The 17094-nt window shown below is 72.7% G+C and carries 14 protein-coding genes; 12 read left to right on the top strand and 2 right to left on the bottom strand.

Translation table 11 applies throughout. The features are described 5' to 3' along the window. Nucleotides 1-146: 146 nt before the first annotated feature. Nucleotides 147-788, bottom strand: a complete 642-nt coding sequence (locus OG730_RS07560; protein ID WP_327303473.1) for a ScbR family autoregulator-binding transcription factor — start codon at nt 786-788, stop codon at nt 147-149. 154 nt (nt 789-942) lie between these two features. Here OG730_RS07560 and OG730_RS07555 point away from each other — a divergent pair, with 154 nt between their 5' ends. Genes OG730_RS07555 through OG730_RS07545 form a run of 3 tightly spaced genes read left to right on the top strand, consistent with a single transcriptional unit; the run spans nt 943 to nt 3125 of the window. Beyond that, on the top strand, nt 943-2085 hold the full coding sequence (locus OG730_RS07555) for a ScbA/BarX family gamma-butyrolactone biosynthesis protein (protein WP_327303472.1): 1143 nt from the start codon (nt 943-945) through the stop codon (nt 2083-2085). Further along, nucleotides 2049-2366 (top strand): LysR family transcriptional regulator, encoded by a 318-nt coding sequence (locus OG730_RS07550; RefSeq protein ID WP_327303471.1) that lies wholly within the window; start codon nt 2049-2051, stop codon nt 2364-2366. The genes OG730_RS07555 and OG730_RS07550 overlap by 37 nt, the downstream gene beginning before the upstream one ends. Nucleotides 2367-2369: 3 nt before the next feature. Continuing rightward, nucleotides 2370-3125 (top strand): HAD family hydrolase, encoded by a 756-nt coding sequence (locus OG730_RS07545; protein WP_327303470.1) that lies wholly within the window; start codon nt 2370-2372, stop codon nt 3123-3125. On the opposite strand, the gene OG730_RS07540 is transcribed toward OG730_RS07545, so the two are convergent. After that, on the bottom strand, nt 3103-3690 hold the full coding sequence (locus OG730_RS07540) for a TetR family transcriptional regulator (RefSeq protein WP_327303469.1): 588 nt from the start codon (nt 3688-3690) through the stop codon (nt 3103-3105). The two genes, OG730_RS07545 and OG730_RS07540, sit on opposite strands and share 23 nt — an antisense overlap. Before the next feature lie 117 nt (nt 3691-3807). On the opposite strand from OG730_RS07540, the gene OG730_RS07535 reads away from it, so the two are divergent. The 9 genes from OG730_RS07535 (at nt 3808) to aroC (ending at nt 17045) form a co-directional block, all read left to right on the top strand. After that, a complete protein-coding gene (locus tag OG730_RS07535) occupies nt 3808-4959 on the top strand; it encodes an acyl-CoA dehydrogenase family protein (protein ID WP_327303468.1) in 1152 nt (383 codons plus the stop codon). Nucleotides 4960-5263: 304 nt separating this feature from the next. Beyond that, on the top strand, nt 5264-8470 hold the full coding sequence (locus OG730_RS07530; protein ID WP_327303467.1) for a non-ribosomal peptide synthetase: 3207 nt from the start codon (nt 5264-5266) through the stop codon (nt 8468-8470). Next, complete coding sequence (locus tag OG730_RS07525) at nt 8467-9204, top strand: alpha/beta hydrolase (RefSeq protein WP_327303466.1); 738 nt, start codon at nt 8467-8469, stop codon at nt 9202-9204. The genes OG730_RS07530 and OG730_RS07525 overlap by 4 nt, the downstream gene beginning before the upstream one ends. 24 nt (nt 9205-9228) lie before the next feature. After that, nucleotides 9229-11280 (top strand): anthranilate synthase family protein, encoded by a 2052-nt coding sequence (locus OG730_RS07520; RefSeq protein ID WP_327303465.1) that lies wholly within the window; start codon nt 9229-9231, stop codon nt 11278-11280. A 47-nt stretch (nt 11281-11327) separates the two neighbouring features. Then, the gene (locus OG730_RS07515) at nt 11328-12506 is read left to right on the top strand and encodes a 3-deoxy-7-phosphoheptulonate synthase (protein ID WP_442815180.1); all 1179 of its coding nucleotides are present in this window, start codon (nt 11328-11330) and stop codon (nt 12504-12506) included. A gap of 16 nt (nt 12507-12522) precedes the next feature. Further along, entirely contained in the window at nt 12523-13212 is a 690-nt protein-coding gene (locus tag OG730_RS07510) for an isochorismatase family protein (protein ID WP_327303464.1), read from the top strand. Continuing rightward, nucleotides 13209-14528, top strand: coding sequence for a preATP grasp domain-containing protein (locus tag OG730_RS07505; RefSeq protein WP_327303463.1), 1320 nt, complete (start codon nt 13209-13211; stop codon nt 14526-14528). Before OG730_RS07510 ends, OG730_RS07505 begins: the two co-directional genes overlap by 4 nt. A gap of 94 nt (nt 14529-14622) precedes the next feature. Then, entirely contained in the window at nt 14623-15864 is a 1242-nt protein-coding gene (locus OG730_RS07500) for an MFS transporter (protein ID WP_327303462.1), read from the top strand. After that, entirely contained in the window at nt 15861-17045 is a 1185-nt protein-coding gene (aroC, locus tag OG730_RS07495) for a chorismate synthase (protein WP_327303461.1), read from the top strand. The genes OG730_RS07500 and aroC overlap by 4 nt, the downstream gene beginning before the upstream one ends. Nucleotides 17046-17094 lie beyond the last annotated feature (49 nt).

Here is a 17094-nt window from a genome sequence, read left to right as displayed (position 1 = left end):
ACTCCAGAGATCGCGATGGCAACCGAGTCTCTCGGGCCGACCACCACTAAATCCAACCTTCGCGAAGGTTTCAAATAAGATCGGGAATCTCGATGGAAGCCGCCGACGGCCCGAACGGCGACGTCAGGCCGTCGGTCGGACGGCCCTCAGACGGTGACGCCGGCGAAGATGATGTCGCGGAGCTCGGTGTAGCGATCCATCAGGTCGGCCCGGCCGGTGAGCACGTCGGAGATGTGCTGGGTGCCGAAGAACGCGGCGACGAGCACGCGGGCCAGCGCCTCGGGGGAGGTGTCCGGGCGCAGCTGGCCGGTCTCGACCGCGGCGGCGGCCAGCGAGGTCAGCAGTTCCTGCCAGCCCACGTACGGCTGGGGGAGGTCCGCCTTGATCAGCGAGCGCTCGATCTGCAGCCGGGCGCCGGCCTGGACCATCGTGTCATCGCGGAAGAGTTCCGCGGTGCGGTCCAGCACGGTGATCATGATGTCCAGCGGCGAGCGGTCGGACTCCCGCACCTCGGTCACCAGGGGCGCCCAGTGGGCGTAGTGCTCCTCGACCACGGCGACCGCCAGGGCCTCCTTGTTGGCGAAGTGGAAGTAGACGGCGCCCTTGGTCAGCCCGGCCCGGGTGGCGACGTGCTGCAGCGTCACCACCGGGTAGCCCTTCTCCTTGAACTCCTCGGCCGCGGCCCACAGGATCTGCTCCTTGGTCCGGTGGGCGCGCTCTTGCTTCAGCTCGCGGGCCGGCTGCTGGCGCGTCGAGCCGACGCTGGTCGTGGTGTCGCTGCTGTTCATGACGTGTCCCTGTTGCTCTCTGGGGCTTCTGTCGACCCCCCGGCAAGGCGGTTCGGAAACTCTCAAGGGTTGCAATATACCTTCCGGCAGGTTTATTTTCGGTCCGATAATCGGACGCACTTTGCCGAGGATCGATCTACCTGGGGGTTCCGTCTTGCTGTCCAGTCCTTCACTCGCGCCCGGCCCGGTCTCCCGCGCCAACCTGCCGCGCCTGCCCTGGCAGGCGCCGCCGGGATCCTCGCCCCGGAACGGCGCCCTGACCTTCGACCGGACGGTCCCGCGTTCCCTGGTCCACCGCGCCTCGGTGGCCGAGGTCTTCCTCACCGACGGCCGCCGCGGCGACGGCAACCGGGTACGGATCGCCGCGCAGTGGCCCCGCCACCACGCGCTCTACCAGCCGGACGCGGAGGGCAGCAGTGACCCGCTGCTGCTGGTGGAGACCGTCCGGCAGGCGGCCATCTACACCGCGCACCGCTTCCACGACGTCCCGCTGACCCACAGCTTCATCTTCCGCGACCTCGACTTCCACCTCGTGGACCCCGGTGCACTGGTGGTGGGAGGCGAGCCGCTCCCGCTCGTGCTCGACGGCAGCTTCGTGCCCGAGGCCCACCCGTCCGGGAACCGGATCGGAGCGCGCTTCGAGGCGTGGGTGGAGACCGGCGGCCGCCGCTGCGCACGGGTGTCGGTACGGCTGCTCGCGGTCGGCGCCGAGTTGTACGGGCTGCTGCGCGACCGGCGCGCCCCCGCGGCCCGCGGTCGCGGTGCGGCGGCCGACATGGCCGGCGCGGAGCCCCGCATGCTCGACGCCGCCGAGGTCGGACGGCAAGGGCAGGAGAACGTCCTGCTGTCCGTCGACCGGACGGCCGCCCCGGGGCGGTACCTCATGCGCGTGGACCGCGACCACCCCGGCTACTTCGAGCACTCTTGCGACCACGTGCCCGGCATGGCCCTGGTCGAGGCGTTCCGGCAGGCGGGATGCCATCTGGTCGGGACCGGGCGGGAGTCGGCGCGGGACGGGTCCGGTCACCGGGCCGCTCCGTGGTCCCTCGCGTTCTCCGAGGTCCGTTTCGACGCGTTCGGTGAACTGCGCGAGCCCACCGTGATCAAGTCCGTCGGCGGTGTGGCGGCCCTGCCGTCCACGGGCCGCCACGGGTTGCGCCGCGTCCAACTGGCCGCCGTCCAGGGGGACCGCACCATCGCGCGCAGCACGGCCCTCTACCGTCCGCGGGTTGCCGTCGAGCCTTCGGGGGAGGGGAACTCGTGGAACTCCAGCATCTCCGCGCCTTCCGCGAAGTAGCGCGGGAGCTGAGTTTCACCCAGGCGGCGAAGAACCTGCACTGCGCACAGTCCACGGTCACCGGCCAGATCAAGATCCTGGAACAGGACCTCGGGGTGGAGCTCTTCCACCGGCGGGGCCGGCTGCCGGTCGAACTCACCGAGGCGGGCGCACTGTTGCAGCCCCGTGCGGAGCAGATCCTGTGCGCCGTCGAGACCACCGTCCGCGAAGTCCGCTCGAGCCGGGCGCCGTCGCAGGGGCGGTTGGCCGGCAGCCGGCTCCGCCCGCTGATGAGGGTCTAGCGGGTGCCCCGCCACGAGCCGTCGCTCATCGCCTTCTTCGACGTGGACGAAACGCTCATCACCGTCACGAGCATGATCGGCTTCCTGGCCTTCCACCCGGAGCGCGAGGCCGCCGGCTCCTCGGATTTCGACCGGGCGCGCGCCGACCTGCTGGCCCGGCGGGAGCGCGGAGTCGCGCGCGAGGAACTCAACCGCGCGTACTACCGCCTCTTCGCGGGCTGCACGCAGGAGTCGCTCACCGCGGCCGGCCGGGCGTGGTTCCGGCAGGAGACCGCCAAGGGCGGCCTCCTGCACCGGCCGACGCTCGCGGCGCTGCACCGCCACCGACGCGACGGCCACCGCATCGCACTGGTCTCGGGAGCGCCCCGCCACTGCCTCGAGCCGCTGGCCGAAGCGCTCGGCGGCGCTCTCGTGCTGTGCGCGGGTCAGCGCAGTGCGGGCGGGGTGGTCACGGGGGAGATCGACGCCCCGGTGATCGGCGTGGAGAAGGCCGTACGGGCGAGCCGGGCCATGCGGGCGTACGGGGCCGACGCGGGCGACTGCTTCGCGTACGGCGACCACTCGAGCGACCTTCCGCTGCTCTGCGCGGTGGGGCACCCGGTGGTCGTCGGCGACGATCCGGTACTGCTCGCCCGCGCCGGCCGCGAGGGCTGGCCCGTGCTGCCCGGCGTCCGTCGTGCGGGCGACACGGTCGGTGCGGGCAGTGTGGGCGACGCGGGCAGTGCGGTGGGGCCGGTCAGGCTGCCGCGGGCCGGATGAGGAGCAGGACCAAATCCCACACAGCGAGGACTTGTTGGTGCGTGGGGCCGGCCCCGCCCGCCGACGTGATCTGGTGCATGCCGAGTACGAGGGCGAGCAGCAGTCGGCTCAAGGGCTCCGCGCCGAGTGCGGGGTCGACGACCCCGTGCAGCTGCGCGTCCCGGACGAGACGGGAGACGGTGACGCCCAACCCGCACAGGAAGGCGGGGGTTTCGCCCAGCGCCCGCGCGTCCTCGGTGGCCAGACGCAGGCCCGCCGTGAACCGTACGTCCTCCTGGACGTGCCGGGTCAGTCCCAGCACCAGGGCGCGCAGCCCCTCCTCGGGTTCCTGCCCGCACTGCTCGGCGCCGCGCAGCAAGTCCCCCCAGCTCTCCTCGAAGAGCCGGACCAGCTCGTCGGCCAAGGCCTCCTTGGAGGAGAAATGGCCGTACACCGCCCCCTTGGTCAGCCCGGTGTGCTTCGCCACGATCTGCAGATTGGTACGGGCGAAACCGTGAGCCGCGAACTCCGTGGCGGCCGCGTCCAAGACGAGCGCGTGTGTACGTCGCGACCTGTCCTGCTTCATCGGAGGGAGGCCTCCTTGCCCACCTCAAGTGCCCCAGGAGCGGTGGGGCATGAACCTACACCCAAAAACATTCGTCTGTGAATTCTTTCTTTGACAGCCGCCAAGGAGGCGCCACTCATGTCCAGTCACCTGCCGTCCGTAACAACGCCACCGCTGGCTGCCCGACTTGCCGCAGCGGAGGCGGCCCGACAGGCGAAGGAGTCCGAACGGGACCGGGATCTGCACCCCGCTGTGGTCTCGGCCTTGTCCGAGGCGGGATTCCTCAGGCAGTTCGTGCCACGGCGCTGGTCGGGCTCGGCCGGAACGTTCGCCGAAATCATCGAGGCGGTGGCTGTCGTCGGGGAGGAATGCCCGTCCGCGGCCTGGTGCGCCGCGCTGCTGGCGGCCCACGGTCGACTCGCTGCCCACCTGCCACAGGAGGCGCAAGAGGAACTGTGGCAGGAGTCGCCCGATGTGTCCATAGCGGCTGCCGTGGTGCCGCCGTCCGGAGAACTCGCCAAAGCCCCTGGTGGCTGGCGGTTGTCGGGCCGCTGGGCCATGGCCAGTGCGGTGCGCCATGCGCGGTGGGTGCTGCTCGCCTGCGTCGAGGAGACCCCCGAAGGTCCCCGCCAGCGCATCCTCGCCGTACCGCGCGCCGACGTGCGGATCCACGACACCTGGCGCAATGCCGGACTGCGCGGCACCGGCAGCCACACCATCAGCGTGGACGGCGCCTTCGTACCCGCACACCGCGCCATGACGCGCGAGGACCTGCTGGCCGGCTCGCCGGAGCCGGGGGCGGCCCGCTGCCACCGCGTCCCGTTCCCGCTGGTGGCCTCGCTGCTCTTCGCCGCACCCGCGTGGGGGGCTGCCCGGGGAGCGCTGCGCGCCTGGACCGAGATCACCCGCGAGCGGCGGACCCCGGACGGCCGCCCGGCGCTCGAGGACGGTACCCACCAGCAGGTGCTCGCCCGCTCCGCGGCCGAGATCGACGCCGCCGGGCTGCTGCTCGAGGCGGCGGCCGGGCGCGCCGACCGGGCGGCCGACCCCGGCGCGGACCCCGCGGCGCAGGTGCCGCTGAACCTGCGCGACTGCGCCGTGGCGATCGATCTGCTGGTCACCGCCGTGGAGCGGCTCTACCGCGGTGCGGGGGTCCGGGGCCAGGACGAGGACGGCGACCTCCAGCGCTTCTGGCGCGACGTCCACGCCGTCGCCGGCCACGGCTCGGTGCAGCTGGCACCGGCCGCCGCGGCTTATGCCCAGCAGGTGACGGCGGCCGCGGCCCGCTGACCGTCCGACCGACTGTCCGACTGTCCGTCTGACCGACTGTCCGACTGTCCGTCCGACCGTCCGACCGTCCGACCGTCCGACCGTCCGACCGTCCGACCGTCCGACCGTCCGACCGCCCCGTCACGCACACGCCTCGCGCCCTGCGCCCAGCCCGCCCCGATCGATCCGGGGTGGCCGGGCGCGGGGCGCGTCCGCGTTCGGCCCGCTTTCGATCGGCGTCCCCGATTACATTTGAAACCTTTGCGAAGGAATGATTCTGTGAGGTCTCCCGCCGGTGCCGCCCGCATACCCGTGAGGTCTTCCTGTGCAGAACTCCCAGATGTTCCCGGTGACCGAGGCCCAGCTCGGGCTGCTCGTCATCGACCGGACGGTTGCCGCCCGCAACCTCTACAACATCGTCCTCGAATTCCGGCTCGACCCCCGCATCGGCGCCGAGGACCTGAGGGCCGCGCTCGCCAAGGTGACCGCCGTGCAGCCCACGCTCCGACTGGGCCTGCACGAAGCGCCCTCGCCGCACGCCGCGCTCATCGGGCCGCTGCCGCCCGAGCGCCTTCCGCTGGACACCGAGCGGGTGCCCGCGGCGCGATTCCCTGGCCGTCGCAGCGCACTGCTGGAGCAGCTGTCCGCCCACGTCTTCTCCCTGGACGCTCCGCCGCTCTTCCGCGCGGCCCATCTGCTCAGCGAAGACGGGTCCACGGCGACGCTGCTGTTCGCCGTCCACCACACGGTCTTCGACGGTTTCTCCGCCGGACCGTTCGCCGGTGACCTGACCGCCGCGCTCGCCGGCACCCTCGACGTGGAGGCGCTGCGCGCCGGCCGTGAGGGTGCACTGCGCGCCGAGCTCCAGGCGCAGCTCGCCGCCGCGGCCGAGGAGGAGACCGAGGAGGAAGCCGCCGCACTGGCCGCCCGGCTGGCGACCATCCGCGCGACCGAGCTCTACCCCCGGCCGGGCCGCCCGACCGAAACGGACTTCGCGGGCGCACGCATCGAACTCCCTTTGACCGCAGAGGAGTCCAAGTCCGTCGACGCGGCCTGCCGGAAGCTCGGCGTCACCCCCTTCACCTTCTTCGCGGCGACGTACGCGGCGGTCCTGGCCCGGCACTCCGGCGGCGACTGCGCGACGCTCGGCGCCACCTTGATGTCCCGTCGGACCCTCGGCTCCTTCGGCCTGTGCGGCTTCTTCGTCAACACCCTGCCGATGGCCGTCCCGGTCGAGTGGACCTCCCCCTTCGAGGAGTTCGTCGCCAAGGTGGTGGACGAAGAGGTCGAGGACACCAAGTTCCGGTCCCACATCCCCTTCAACCGGATCGCCGCGCACTGCGCCCCGGACCGCTCCAGCAACCGCAACCCGGTCTTCTCGGCGCTGCTCGCCATGCAGGACAGCGCCGTGCTCGAGCCGGGAGGGCCCGTACTGTCGGTGCGTCAGCACGGCAACGGAACGGCCAAGTTCGACCTGCTGCTGTTCGCCACCCCCACCCCCGGCGGCTGGCTCCTGGAGATGGAGCACGACCTGGCGCTGCTGCCGCCCGCGGTGGCGCAGGGCATCGCCGACTCCCTGCGCGAAGCGGTCGCGAACGCCGCCCGCAACCCGGGCCGCACCCTCGCCGAACTGTTCCGCGACGCCGGACCCGTCCTGGCCGCGGAGCCGGCCCGAGCCGGCGACCACGCCCCCGACCACACCACCGTGTACGAGTGGGTCATGGCCACCGCGGCCGCACACCCCGAGCTGACGGCGATCACCGCGGACGGCGCCACCACCACGTACGGCGAACTCGCCCGGACCGTACGGGCCCTCGCGCGCGGGCTCGCCGAACAGGGTGTGGGCCACGAGAGCGTCGTCGGCGTCGCCACCCGGGGGCTGACCGAGACCGTGGCGAGCGTGCTGGCGATCCTCGAGCGCAGGGCCGCGTACCTGCCCCTCGACCCCGAACTGCCGGCGGAACGGCTCGACATGATGACGGCCCAGGCACGCTGCCGGCTCGTGGTGGGCGAAGGGACCTTCGGGACGGCCGCCGTGCTCACCCCCGAGCAACTGGGGGAGCCGGAGCGGGGGACCGGCCGGCCGGGGGAGAGCGCGGAGGCGGCCACCGGCGCACGGGGCCCCGGCGATCCGGTCTACACGATGTTCACCTCGGGCTCCACCGGGCGGCCCAAGGGTGTGCTCATGGGCAACGGCGCCCTGGTCAACCTGACCCGCTGGCAGCTCGGCGTACTCGCCATGGACGGGACCACGCGCTTCATGCAGTACGCGCCGATCGGGTTCGACGTGTCCTTCCAGGAGATCTTCCCGACCCTGGCCGCCGGAGGCACCCTGGTCTCCCGCGAGCCCGTGGACCGGCGCGACCTGCCCTCCCTGGTGCGGAGGGTGGCCGAGACCGGGGTGACCCACCTGTACCTTCCGGTGGCCGCGCTGCGCCCCTTCGCCCTGGCCGCCGACGAACTGAACGAAGAGCTTCCGACGCTCCGTCACATCTGCGTGGCGGGAGAGCAGTTGCAGGTTGACGGAGCCGTCCAGGGATTCTTCGCCCGGCGGCCCCGCGTCGGACTGTTCAACATGTACGGGCCCACCGAGACCCACGTCGTCACGGCGCAGGAGCTGACCGCCGACACCCAGCCCTGGCCCGCCCACGTGCCGATCGGCCGCCCGATCCCGGGCGTCGGCGCCCAGGTCGTGGACGTCACCGGGCACCTCGCCCCGGCCGGCGTGCCGGGCGAGCTGCTGCTCGGCGGCGAATGCCCCGCCCAGGGCTACGTCAACGACCCCGAACGGACCGCGGAACGCTTCGTCCCCGACCCGTACGGCACCGGCCCGGACGCCCGCCGCTACCGCACCGGCGACCTGGTGTTCCGCGACGAGCGAGGGGTGCTGGTGTACGCCGGACGGGACGACCACCAGGTCAAGATCCGGGGCCACCGGGTCGAACTCGGCGAGCTGGAGAACGCGGCCCTGGCCGTCCCCGGCGTCCGCGCGGCGGTCGCCGCCTCCCATAGGGAGGGCTCGCAGCGGGAGCTGGTGCTCTTCCTGGTACCCGGCAAGGAGCAGCCCGCCGCCCCCGCCACGGTGCGCGCCGCGCTCGCCGCGACGCTGCCCTCGTACATGGTCCCGACCCACGTCCTGCCCGTGGCCTCCATCCCCACCAGCCACAACGGCAAGCTGGACCGGGCGGCGCTGCTGCGCGCACTGCCCGAACTGCTCCTCGCCGCACAGCCGCAGCACGCGGATGCCGCGGACGCCGTGGATGGCGCGGACGACACGGAATCCGGCGCGCCGGCGGGCCGCGACTCCTCACTCGTCGAGGGCCTGCGCGCGATCTGGAGCACGGTGCTCGACCGGCAGGTGAGCGCGCACCGCTCGCTCTTCGACCAGGGTGCGCACTCCCTGAACGTACTGACCGCCCTGACCCGCGTCGAGAACCAGTACGGCGTACGGATCCCGGTCCTCGACTTCTTCAAGACACCCACGATCGTCGCCCTGGCCCATGCGGTCGCCGCGCGGAGGAGCCGGGCATGACCACGTACCAACCCCTGCTCATCCCGCTCGGCGAGAGCGAGGGCGGCGAGCCGACCGTCCTGCTGCCGGCCGCCGGCGGCGGCATCGGCCCGTACTTCCCCCTGGCCGGCGAACTCCTCCACCGGGGCCCGGTCCACGCCGTCCGCGCCCTCGGCCTGCTCCCCGGCGAGCGGCCCGACCGCGACGTACCCACCATGGTCGAGCGCTACCTCGCCGAACTGCGTGCCCTGCCCCGGCCGCCCCGCCACCTCGTCGGCTGGTCCCTCGGGGGCGTACTGGCCTGGGAACTGGCCGGCCGCCTCGCCGAGGAGGGCGCCGCCGCCCCGGCCGTGATCATGGTGGACAGCTACGCCGAGCTCCCGGCCCGGCCGGCCACCGACCACGACGCGATGCTGGACCGCATCGGGCGGTCCATGGGCCACCGGCCGGGCGAGGGGGACGGCGGCGGCGCGGGCGAGGAAGGCCGGCGGCTGCGCGAAGTCGCCGCCGCACACCTGGAAGCCGCCCACGCCCACCGGGCCTCCGCCGCTCACACCGGACCCGCGCTGCTGATCTCCTGCACCGCCGACCGGCACTCCGACCAACTCGGCCAGTGGGCGCGGCGCGCACCGCAACTGCGCGTCCGCGAGTTGGAGTGCACCCACTTCGAAGCGCTCGACGCCACCCGCGCACCCCTGCTCCACCACCACATCGACGGCTTCCTGACGGATCTCGCGCAGGACTCCGAGGGCTGACACGGTTCGACAAGGAATAACGACATGGTCACCAAGAACACCGGCCCACTCGACGGAGACGTCCCCGTCCCTCTCGACGGCACCCCCTTCGCCCTGCTGCACCGCCCGCACGCGACCGGCCCCGACCGGCTCGAACTCCTCCTCGGGGACGTCACCACGGTCGAGCGCCTGGACGCCCTTCCCCTGGACGCCGACGCCGACGCCCCTGACCCGGACCCCGCCGCGGCCGGCGGCGGCCACGAACTGCTGGCGCTGCTCCCGTACCGGCAGATAGCCGAGCGCGGCTACACCTGCACCGACGACGGCGCCCCGCTGACCGTCCTCACGGTGCGCGAGCAGCACTCGCTGCCCACCGGCCGGTTCCTGTCCGAGCTGTCCGGCGGCCCCCTCGCCCTGCGCGACGAGGAATTCGACATCCCCGACGACGAGTACGCGCAGATCGTGCGCAAGGTGATCGACGAGGAGATCGGCCAGGGCGCGGGCGCGAACTTCGTCATCAAGCGCGCCTTCACCGCCACCATCGACGGCTACACCCCGGCCGCCGCCCTCACCTTCTTCAGCCGGCTGCTCGCCAGGGAGGCCGGCGCGTACTGGACCTTCCTGGTCCACACCGGGCAGCGGACCTTCGTCGGGGCCTCGCCCGAACGGCACGTCAGCCTGGAGTCGGGGACGGTCACCATGAACCCGATCAGCGGCACCTACCGCTATCCCGAGACGGGATCCACCGTCGACGGCGCCCTCGGGCTCCTCGCCGACCGCAAGGAACGCGAAGAGCTCCAGATGGTGGTCGACGAGGAGCTCAAGATGATGGCCCGGATCTGCGATCCGGGCCTGCGGGTGGAGGGCCCCTTCCTCAAGGAGATGGCCCGCCTCGCCCACACCGAGTACTTCATCAAGGGGGAGAGCCGCCTCGACGTCCGCGACATCCTGCGCGAGACGATGTTCGCCCCGACCGTCACCGGCAGCCCGGTGGAGAGCGCCTGCGAGGTGCTGCACCGCTACGAACCCCGAGGCCGCTCCTACTACAGCGGGGCGCTCGCGCTCGTCGGCCGGGACGGCGCCGGGCGCCGGGCCATGGACTCCGCGATCCTCATCCGGACCGCCGAGATCGATACGGACGGCCGGCTGGAGATAGGGGTCGGCGCCACGCTGGTGCGACACTCCGACCCGCGGAGCGAGGTCGCCGAGACCCACGCGAAGGCCGCCGGACTCCTGTCCGTCCTACGGGAACGCCCGGCCCCGGCTCCGGCCCCCGCTCCGGCCGCCGCCCCCGCTCCGGCCCCGGTCCCCGTTCCGGCCCCGGTCCCCGTTCCGGCCGCCGCCTCCTCCGAGGCGCCCCGGCGGCTCGGCGAGCACCCGGAGGTCCTGAAGGGGCTCGCCTCGTACAACGAACGGCTCGCCCGGTTCTGGCTGGACCCGATGCCCCCCGGCGCGTACGAGGCCCCCGAGCTGGCCGGGCTGCGCGCGGCCGTCGTGGACCACGAGGACACCTTCACCGCGATGCTCGCCCACCAACTGCGCTCCCTGGGCCTGTCGGTGACCGTCCACGCCTGGCGCGAGGCCTCCGAAGCGGCCCTGGCGCAGGCGGACCTGGTGGTCCTGGGCCCCGGACCGGGCGACCCCCGGCGCACCGAGGACCCCAAGATCGCGACCGCGAACCGGCTGGCCGGCCGACTGCTGGCCGACGGGACCCCCTGCGTCGCCGTGTGCCTGGGCCACCAGGTCGTGTCCTCGCTGCTCGGCATCGAACTCGTCCGCAAGGAAACCCCCAACCAGGGCCTCCAGCAAGAGATCGACTTCTTCGGGCGCCGGGCCCGTACCGGCTTCTACAACACCTTCGCCGGCCGCTCGGCCACCGATCGCCTGACCGCCCCGGCCGGCCCCTTCCCGGCCGACGTCGTCGAGGTCAGCCGCGACCCGCACAGCGGCGAGGTCCACGGCCTGCGCGGACCCGGTCTCGCCACGGCCCAGTTCCACCCCGAGTCCCTGCTGACCGAGGACGGACCCGCGCTGCTCCACCAACTCGTCACCGCGGCCCTCGCCACCTCGACCACCTCATCCGGGAGCAACCGGTGAACACCCTGACCCGCCCGAGTCCGCGCCCCCGCCACACGGACGCCGCCCTGCTGCCGCTCGCCGCCGACGAACACGACCTGCTCCGCACCCTGCCCGCGGCCCAGCAGCCGCACTGGCCCGACCCCGACCTCCTGGCCAAGGCCGGCCGCGAGCTGCGCGACAGCCAGCCGCTCGTCACCTCGCGGGAGATCCTGCGCCTGCGCACCCTGCTCGCCGACGTCGCCGCCGGCAAGGCCCTGGTCGTACAGACCGGCGACTGCGCGGAGGACCCCGCCGACCGGACCCCGGAGGCGGTGGCCCGCAAGGCGGGCCTCGCCGAGTGCCTGGCCGGTGTGCTCCAGGCCCGCTCCGGACTGCCGGTGCTGCGCGTCGGGCGCATCGCCGGACAGTACGCCAAGCCGCGCTCCCAGCCGATCGAGCGCCAGGGTGACCTCGAACTCCCCGTCTACCGAGGGCCGATGGTCAACGGTCCGGAGTTCGACCCCCTGTCGCGCACCCCCGACCCGCTGCGCATGCTCGACTGCCACCAGGCGGCCGGTGACGTGCTCGGCCTGCTGCGTGAAGGCCAGGACGGCCAGGGCGGCGCTCCGCTCTGGACCAGTCACGAGGCCCTCGTACTCGACTACGAGCTGCCCCAGCTGCGCCGCGACGCCTACAGTCGGACCTTCCTCACCTCCGCCCACTGGCCGTGGATCGGCGAACGCACCCGCCAACTCGAGGGAGCACACGTCGAATTGCTCTCCCGCGTGGCCAACCCGGTGGCCTGCAAGGTGGGCCCCGCCATGCAGGCGGCCGAACTGCTCGCCCTGTGCGAACGCCTCGACCCCAACCGCCAGCCCGGACGGCTCACCCTGATCCCCCGACTCGGCGCCGACCTCGTCGCCGAGCGCCTTCCCGCCCTGGTCGCGGCGGTACGGGACGCCGGTCATCCGGTGATCTGGCTGTGCGACCCCCTGCACGGCAACACCACCACCGCCCCGAGCGGCCACAAGACCCGGTCCGTCGCCACCATCGTCCGCGAGGTCCGGGGCTTCCACTCCGCCGTGCTCCAGGAGGGCGGCGTACCGGGCGGACTGCACCTGGAGGCCACCGCCGCCCCGGTCGTCGAATGCTGGGCGGATGAAACGGAACTCGGCTCGCTGGGGGCCGCGTACACCACGCTGTGCGACCCCCGTCTCAATCTCGGACAGGCCATCGCCGTCGCCGAGTCCTGGCCCCACCAGTGAAAGGTCACCCACTCCCGTGACGCTTCCGGCCATCGCGCCCTATCCCATGCCCCTCGACGCGGAACTCCCGGCCAACAAGGCCGACTGGAAGGTAGACCCCGACCGCGCGGTCCTGCTCATCCACGATATGCAGCGGTACTTCGTCGACGCCTTCCCGGCCGGCGCGGACCCCGTCACCTCCCTCACCGGCAACGTCCGAACGCTGCGCGAGCGGTGCGCCGCCCAGGGCGTTCCCGTGGCCTACACCGCCCAGCCCGGAGGCATGAGCGAGCAGGACCGCGGCCTGCTGAGGGACTTCTGGGGACCGGGCATGACGGTCGGCCCCGAACAGCGCGAGGTCGTCGACGGCCTCGCACCGCGGCCGGGCGACCAGGTGTACACCAAGTGGCGCTACAGCGCCTTCCACCGCACCGGCCTCCTCGAATTCCTCCGCGAGCAGGGTCGCGACCAGTTGGTCATCTGCGGGATCTACGCCCACATCGGATGCCTGGCGACCGCCGTCGAGTCGTACACCAATGACATCCAGACCTTCCTGGTCGCCGACGCCGTGGCCGACTTCACCGCGGAGGACCACCGCATGGCCCTGGACTACGCCGCCGGCCGCTGCGCCGTGGTCCTGCCCACGCGGACCGTCACCGACCAGATCCAGCAGAGCCGGCAGCCCGACCGGTTCGCCCGGCTCGCAACGACCCCGGAGATCCGATGAGCACCCTGTTCATAGCCAACAACCGCACCGCCCAGATGGTCGGCGACCTGGAGGAGCTCACCGCCGAGCACCGCAGGACGGCCGGCGTGACCGCCCAGCGCATGATCTGGTACGCCGCCGAGGGCGACGTCCTCGTCGTACCGCACGTGCCCAGCGAGGAGTTCCTGGCCTACGTCACCGCACTGACCGGGGCGGACCGCGACCGGATCACCGTCCTCGCGCCTCCGGCGGGCGGGCTCGGGGTCGATGTCCTCACCCCGGACCGCTGGGAAGACCGGGATTTCGTCGAGGAGCTGCGGCGCGCGACGGACGAGTCCGGTGTCGTCCGGGTCTTCCCGATCTACTACGACAGCCCGGTCGTGGGACTGGCCCACTCGCTCGAGCTCGGCGCGACGACCCCCGGATTCCGCTACATCCACCAGGGTGGCGGTCAACTCCTCAACAGCAAGGCGACGTTCCGGGCCCTGGCCGCCGGCATCGGCAACCCCATCCCGAACGGCGTGGTGGCCTTCACCCGCGCCGAGGCGGAGGAGTTCCTGTGGGATCTCCTCGAGCAGGACCGCCACGCCATCGTGAAGAAGGACTTCCACGTCGCCGGCTACGGCAACGCCATCCTCAGCGGCGACGCCGACGTCACCCCGATCGGCGCCCCCGAAGTCACCGTACTGAACGGCCGGGAGGACCTCGCCCGCCACCTGGACCAGCGGTGGGCCTGGTACTCGGACGACGACAGCCGTCCGGTGGTCGTCGAGGACTACACCCCCGACAGCGTGCCCGTCTACGCGGAGTTCCGCATCGGTGAAGAGGAGACCGAGCTCTTCGGACACGGCGAGATGCTGATGGGCCCGATCTTCAACGGCCTGGTCATCCCGGCGAAGTCGGCCGACCACCCGCGCTTCCCGGCCTTCCTGACCGAGGCGCACCGCCTGTGCGAAACCGTGCGGGCCATGGGCTACCGCGGTCCGATCAGCGTGGACGCCATCGTCACGCCCGGCGGCGAGATCCTGATCAACGAGTTCAACGGGCGCGTCGGCGGCTCCACCCACATCAACTACCTGGCCGAACAGCTCGTGGGCCCGGACTTCCTCCGGGAGCGCATCCTCATCCAGCGCCATCACTGGCAGGTGCCGTCCTTCCGCGAGGCCGTCGACCGGGTCCGGGAGCTGGGCCTGGCCTTCGACCCCGAGTCCCGCACCGGAGTCGTCATCACCTCCGACGACAGCAGGGAAGGCGGCACGGTCGAGTACTGCCTGGTCGCCGAGGACATGACGGCCGCGGAAGAGATAGAGGAAGCACTGTCCGCTCTGTTCGTCTGACGAGCGAGCGGGCACCCGGACGACGATCCCCTGCAACGAGGATCCCCTGCAACGGCGATCCCATGCGACAAAGAAGCGGAAGAGAAGAAGGACCATGAGTTACCGGAAGATCCTCACGGGAAACGTCCTGCTGTGGATGGCCGCCGCCTTCGTGGGCAGGCTGCCCATCGCCGTCGCCCCCCTGGGCCTGGTGTTCCTCGTCCGCGACACGGACGGCGGCTACGCGCTGGGGGCCACACTGGCCGCCGCCTACGTTCTCGGCGAGGTGCTGGGATCGGTGGTGCTCGGGGCCTGGATGCGCCCCAAGCGGCTCCACGTCCACCTGGCCGCCGGGATGGTGGTCGGCGCCGCCGCCTTCGCCGGGCTCGCCCTGTTCCCGGAGACCTCGGTGGTGGTGACGGCCGCGCTGGCCTTCGTCGCGGGCGCGGCTCCGGCCGCGGGGCCCGGCGGAATGCGCTCGATGCTGATCGCGCTGGTGGACAAGGCGGACGAGTCCCGTGCGCTGAGCGCCGAGACGGTACTGACCCAGATCACCTGGGGCGGGGCGCCCGCGCTCGTCGTCGTCCTCGCGGTGAACCTCTCGCCGAGCGCACCGATGGCACTGGGAGCGGTCGGCTTCCTCGCGGCCGCGGTCATCCTCTTCCTGCTCCCGACGTACCGGCCCCAGGACGAGGCCGCGCGGCAGGACGCCGGCCAGGGCACGGACGGCAAGGAGGCCAAGTCCGAAGGCCGGGGACGGGTGCTCGCCTCCGCCTGGCCGATCTACCTGACGAGCGCCGGCGCGATGTCCATGCTCGCCACCGCGGAACTGGCCCTCACTCCGCTCCTGGAATACCGGGACCTCACCGTCAACTGGGCCGGCGCCCTGCTCGCCCTGTTCTCCCTGACCAGCGCGGCCGGCGCGTTCCTCTACGGCCTGCGGACCTGGCCGGGCACGGTGCGCGGCCAGAGCCTGGTCTTCCTGCTGATCACCTCGGTCTGCGTGGCGCTGTCCGCGGTGTTCACCAGCCTCCTCGGCATCGCCGTCGCCTTCCTCGCGGCCGGCGTCTTCCAGGCGGGCGTCATGGTGACCCGCAGCATGAGCCTGCGCCAGCGCCTCCCGGAGCACGCCCACACCGCCGGCTACTCCATCCAGTACGCCGTCCAGGGCGTCGGCTACACCATCACCGCGTCCGTGGCGGCGACCGTCCTTTCGGGCTCGACCCCCGTGGTCGCCATCCTCGGCGGCGTGGGGATCACCGTACTGCTCACCCTGGTCAGCGCGGCCGCCGAACTGCGCCGCCGTCCCGAACGGGACGCGCAGCCGCGGGCCGTGCGCGAGGAGGCCGTCAATTGAGCAGGCTGCGCTGGCTGACCGCGGGGGAGTCCCACGGACCGGCACTCGTGGCGACCCTGGAGGGCCTGCCCGCCGGCGTGCCGATCACCACCGAGGCCGTGGCCGGCCACCTGGCCCGGCGGCGGCTCGGCCACGGGCGCGGTGCGCGGATGAAGTTCGAACGCGACGAGGTCACCTTCCTCGGCGGTGTCCGGCACGGCCTGACGATGGGTTCGCCCGTCGCGGTCATGGTGGGCAACACCGAGTGGCCCAAGTGGGAGCAGGTCATGTCCGCCGACCCGGTGGAGCCGCGGATCCTCGCGGACCTGGCCCGCAATGCCCCGCTGACCCGGCCCCGCCCCGGGCACGCCGATCTGGCCGGCATGCAGAAGTACGGCTTCGCCGACGCCCGCCCGGTCCTGGAGCGCGCCAGCGCCCGGGAGACGGCGGCCCGGGTGGCGCTGGGAGCGGTGGCGAGGTCGTACCTCGAGGAGACGGCCGGCATCGCGATCGTCTCGCACGTGGTCGAGCTCGCCGCCGCCAAGGCCCCGTACGGCTCGTACCCGACCCCCGCGGACGTGGACCGGCTGGACGGGGACCCGGTGCGCTGCCTGGACGCGGACGCCTCGAGGGCGATGGTCGCCGAGATCGACCGGGCCCACCGGGTCGGGGACACCCTGGGCGGTGTGGTGGAGGTCCTGGCGTACGGAGTCCCGGTCGGCCTGGGCTCGCACGTCCACTGGGACCGCCGCCTGGACGCCCGCCTGGCCGCCGCGCTCATGGGCGTCCAGGCCATCAAGGGCGTCGAGGTCGGCGACGGATTCGACCTCGCGCGGGTGCCGGGGTCGCGGGCCCACGACGAGATCGTGCGGACGCCGGACGGCATCCGTCGCGCCTCCGGCCGGGCCGGTGGCACCGAAGGCGGCCTGACCACGGGCGAGGTGCTGCGCGTACGGGCCGCGATGAAGCCCATCGCGACCGTGCCGCGTGCGCTGACCACCGTCGACGTGGCCACGGGCGGGGCCGCGGCCGCGCACCACCAGCGCTCGGACGTCTGCGCGGTCCCGGCCGCGGGCATCGTCGCCGAGGCCATGGTCGCGCTCGTGCTGGCCGACGCCGTCGCGGAGAAGTTCGGCGGCGACAGCGTGCCGGAGACCCGCCGCAACGTCCGGTCCTACCTGGACGCCCTGGTCGTCAGGTAGCCCGCGGCGGCCCCGTCCGCCTGCTCCTCCGTCGGCCCACTACGCCGGA

It is taken from the genome of Streptomyces sp. NBC_01298, assembly GCF_035978755.1.
In the GTDB taxonomy this organism is placed as follows: domain Bacteria; phylum Actinomycetota; class Actinomycetes; order Streptomycetales; family Streptomycetaceae; genus Streptomyces.
This window is presented reverse-complemented; position numbering and strand designations above follow the sequence as displayed.

Coding starts and splice junctions, on each gene's coding strand:
- OG730_RS07560 (WP_327303473.1), bottom strand. CDS start 788: ATGAACAGCAGCGACACCACGACCAGCGTCGGCTCGACGCGCCAGCAG.
- OG730_RS07525 (WP_327303466.1), top strand. CDS start 8,467: ATGACCACGTACCAACCCCTGCTCATCCCGCTCGGCGAGAGCGAGGGC.
- OG730_RS07500 (WP_327303462.1), top strand. CDS start 14,623: ATGAGTTACCGGAAGATCCTCACGGGAAACGTCCTGCTGTGGATGGCC.
- OG730_RS07505 (WP_327303463.1), top strand. CDS start 13,209: ATGAGCACCCTGTTCATAGCCAACAACCGCACCGCCCAGATGGTCGGC.
- OG730_RS07520 (WP_327303465.1), top strand. CDS start 9,229: ATGGTCACCAAGAACACCGGCCCACTCGACGGAGACGTCCCCGTCCCT.
- OG730_RS07540 (WP_327303469.1), bottom strand. CDS start 3,690: ATGAAGCAGGACAGGTCGCGACGTACACACGCGCTCGTCTTGGACGCG.
- OG730_RS07535 (WP_327303468.1), top strand. CDS start 3,808: ATGTCCAGTCACCTGCCGTCCGTAACAACGCCACCGCTGGCTGCCCGA.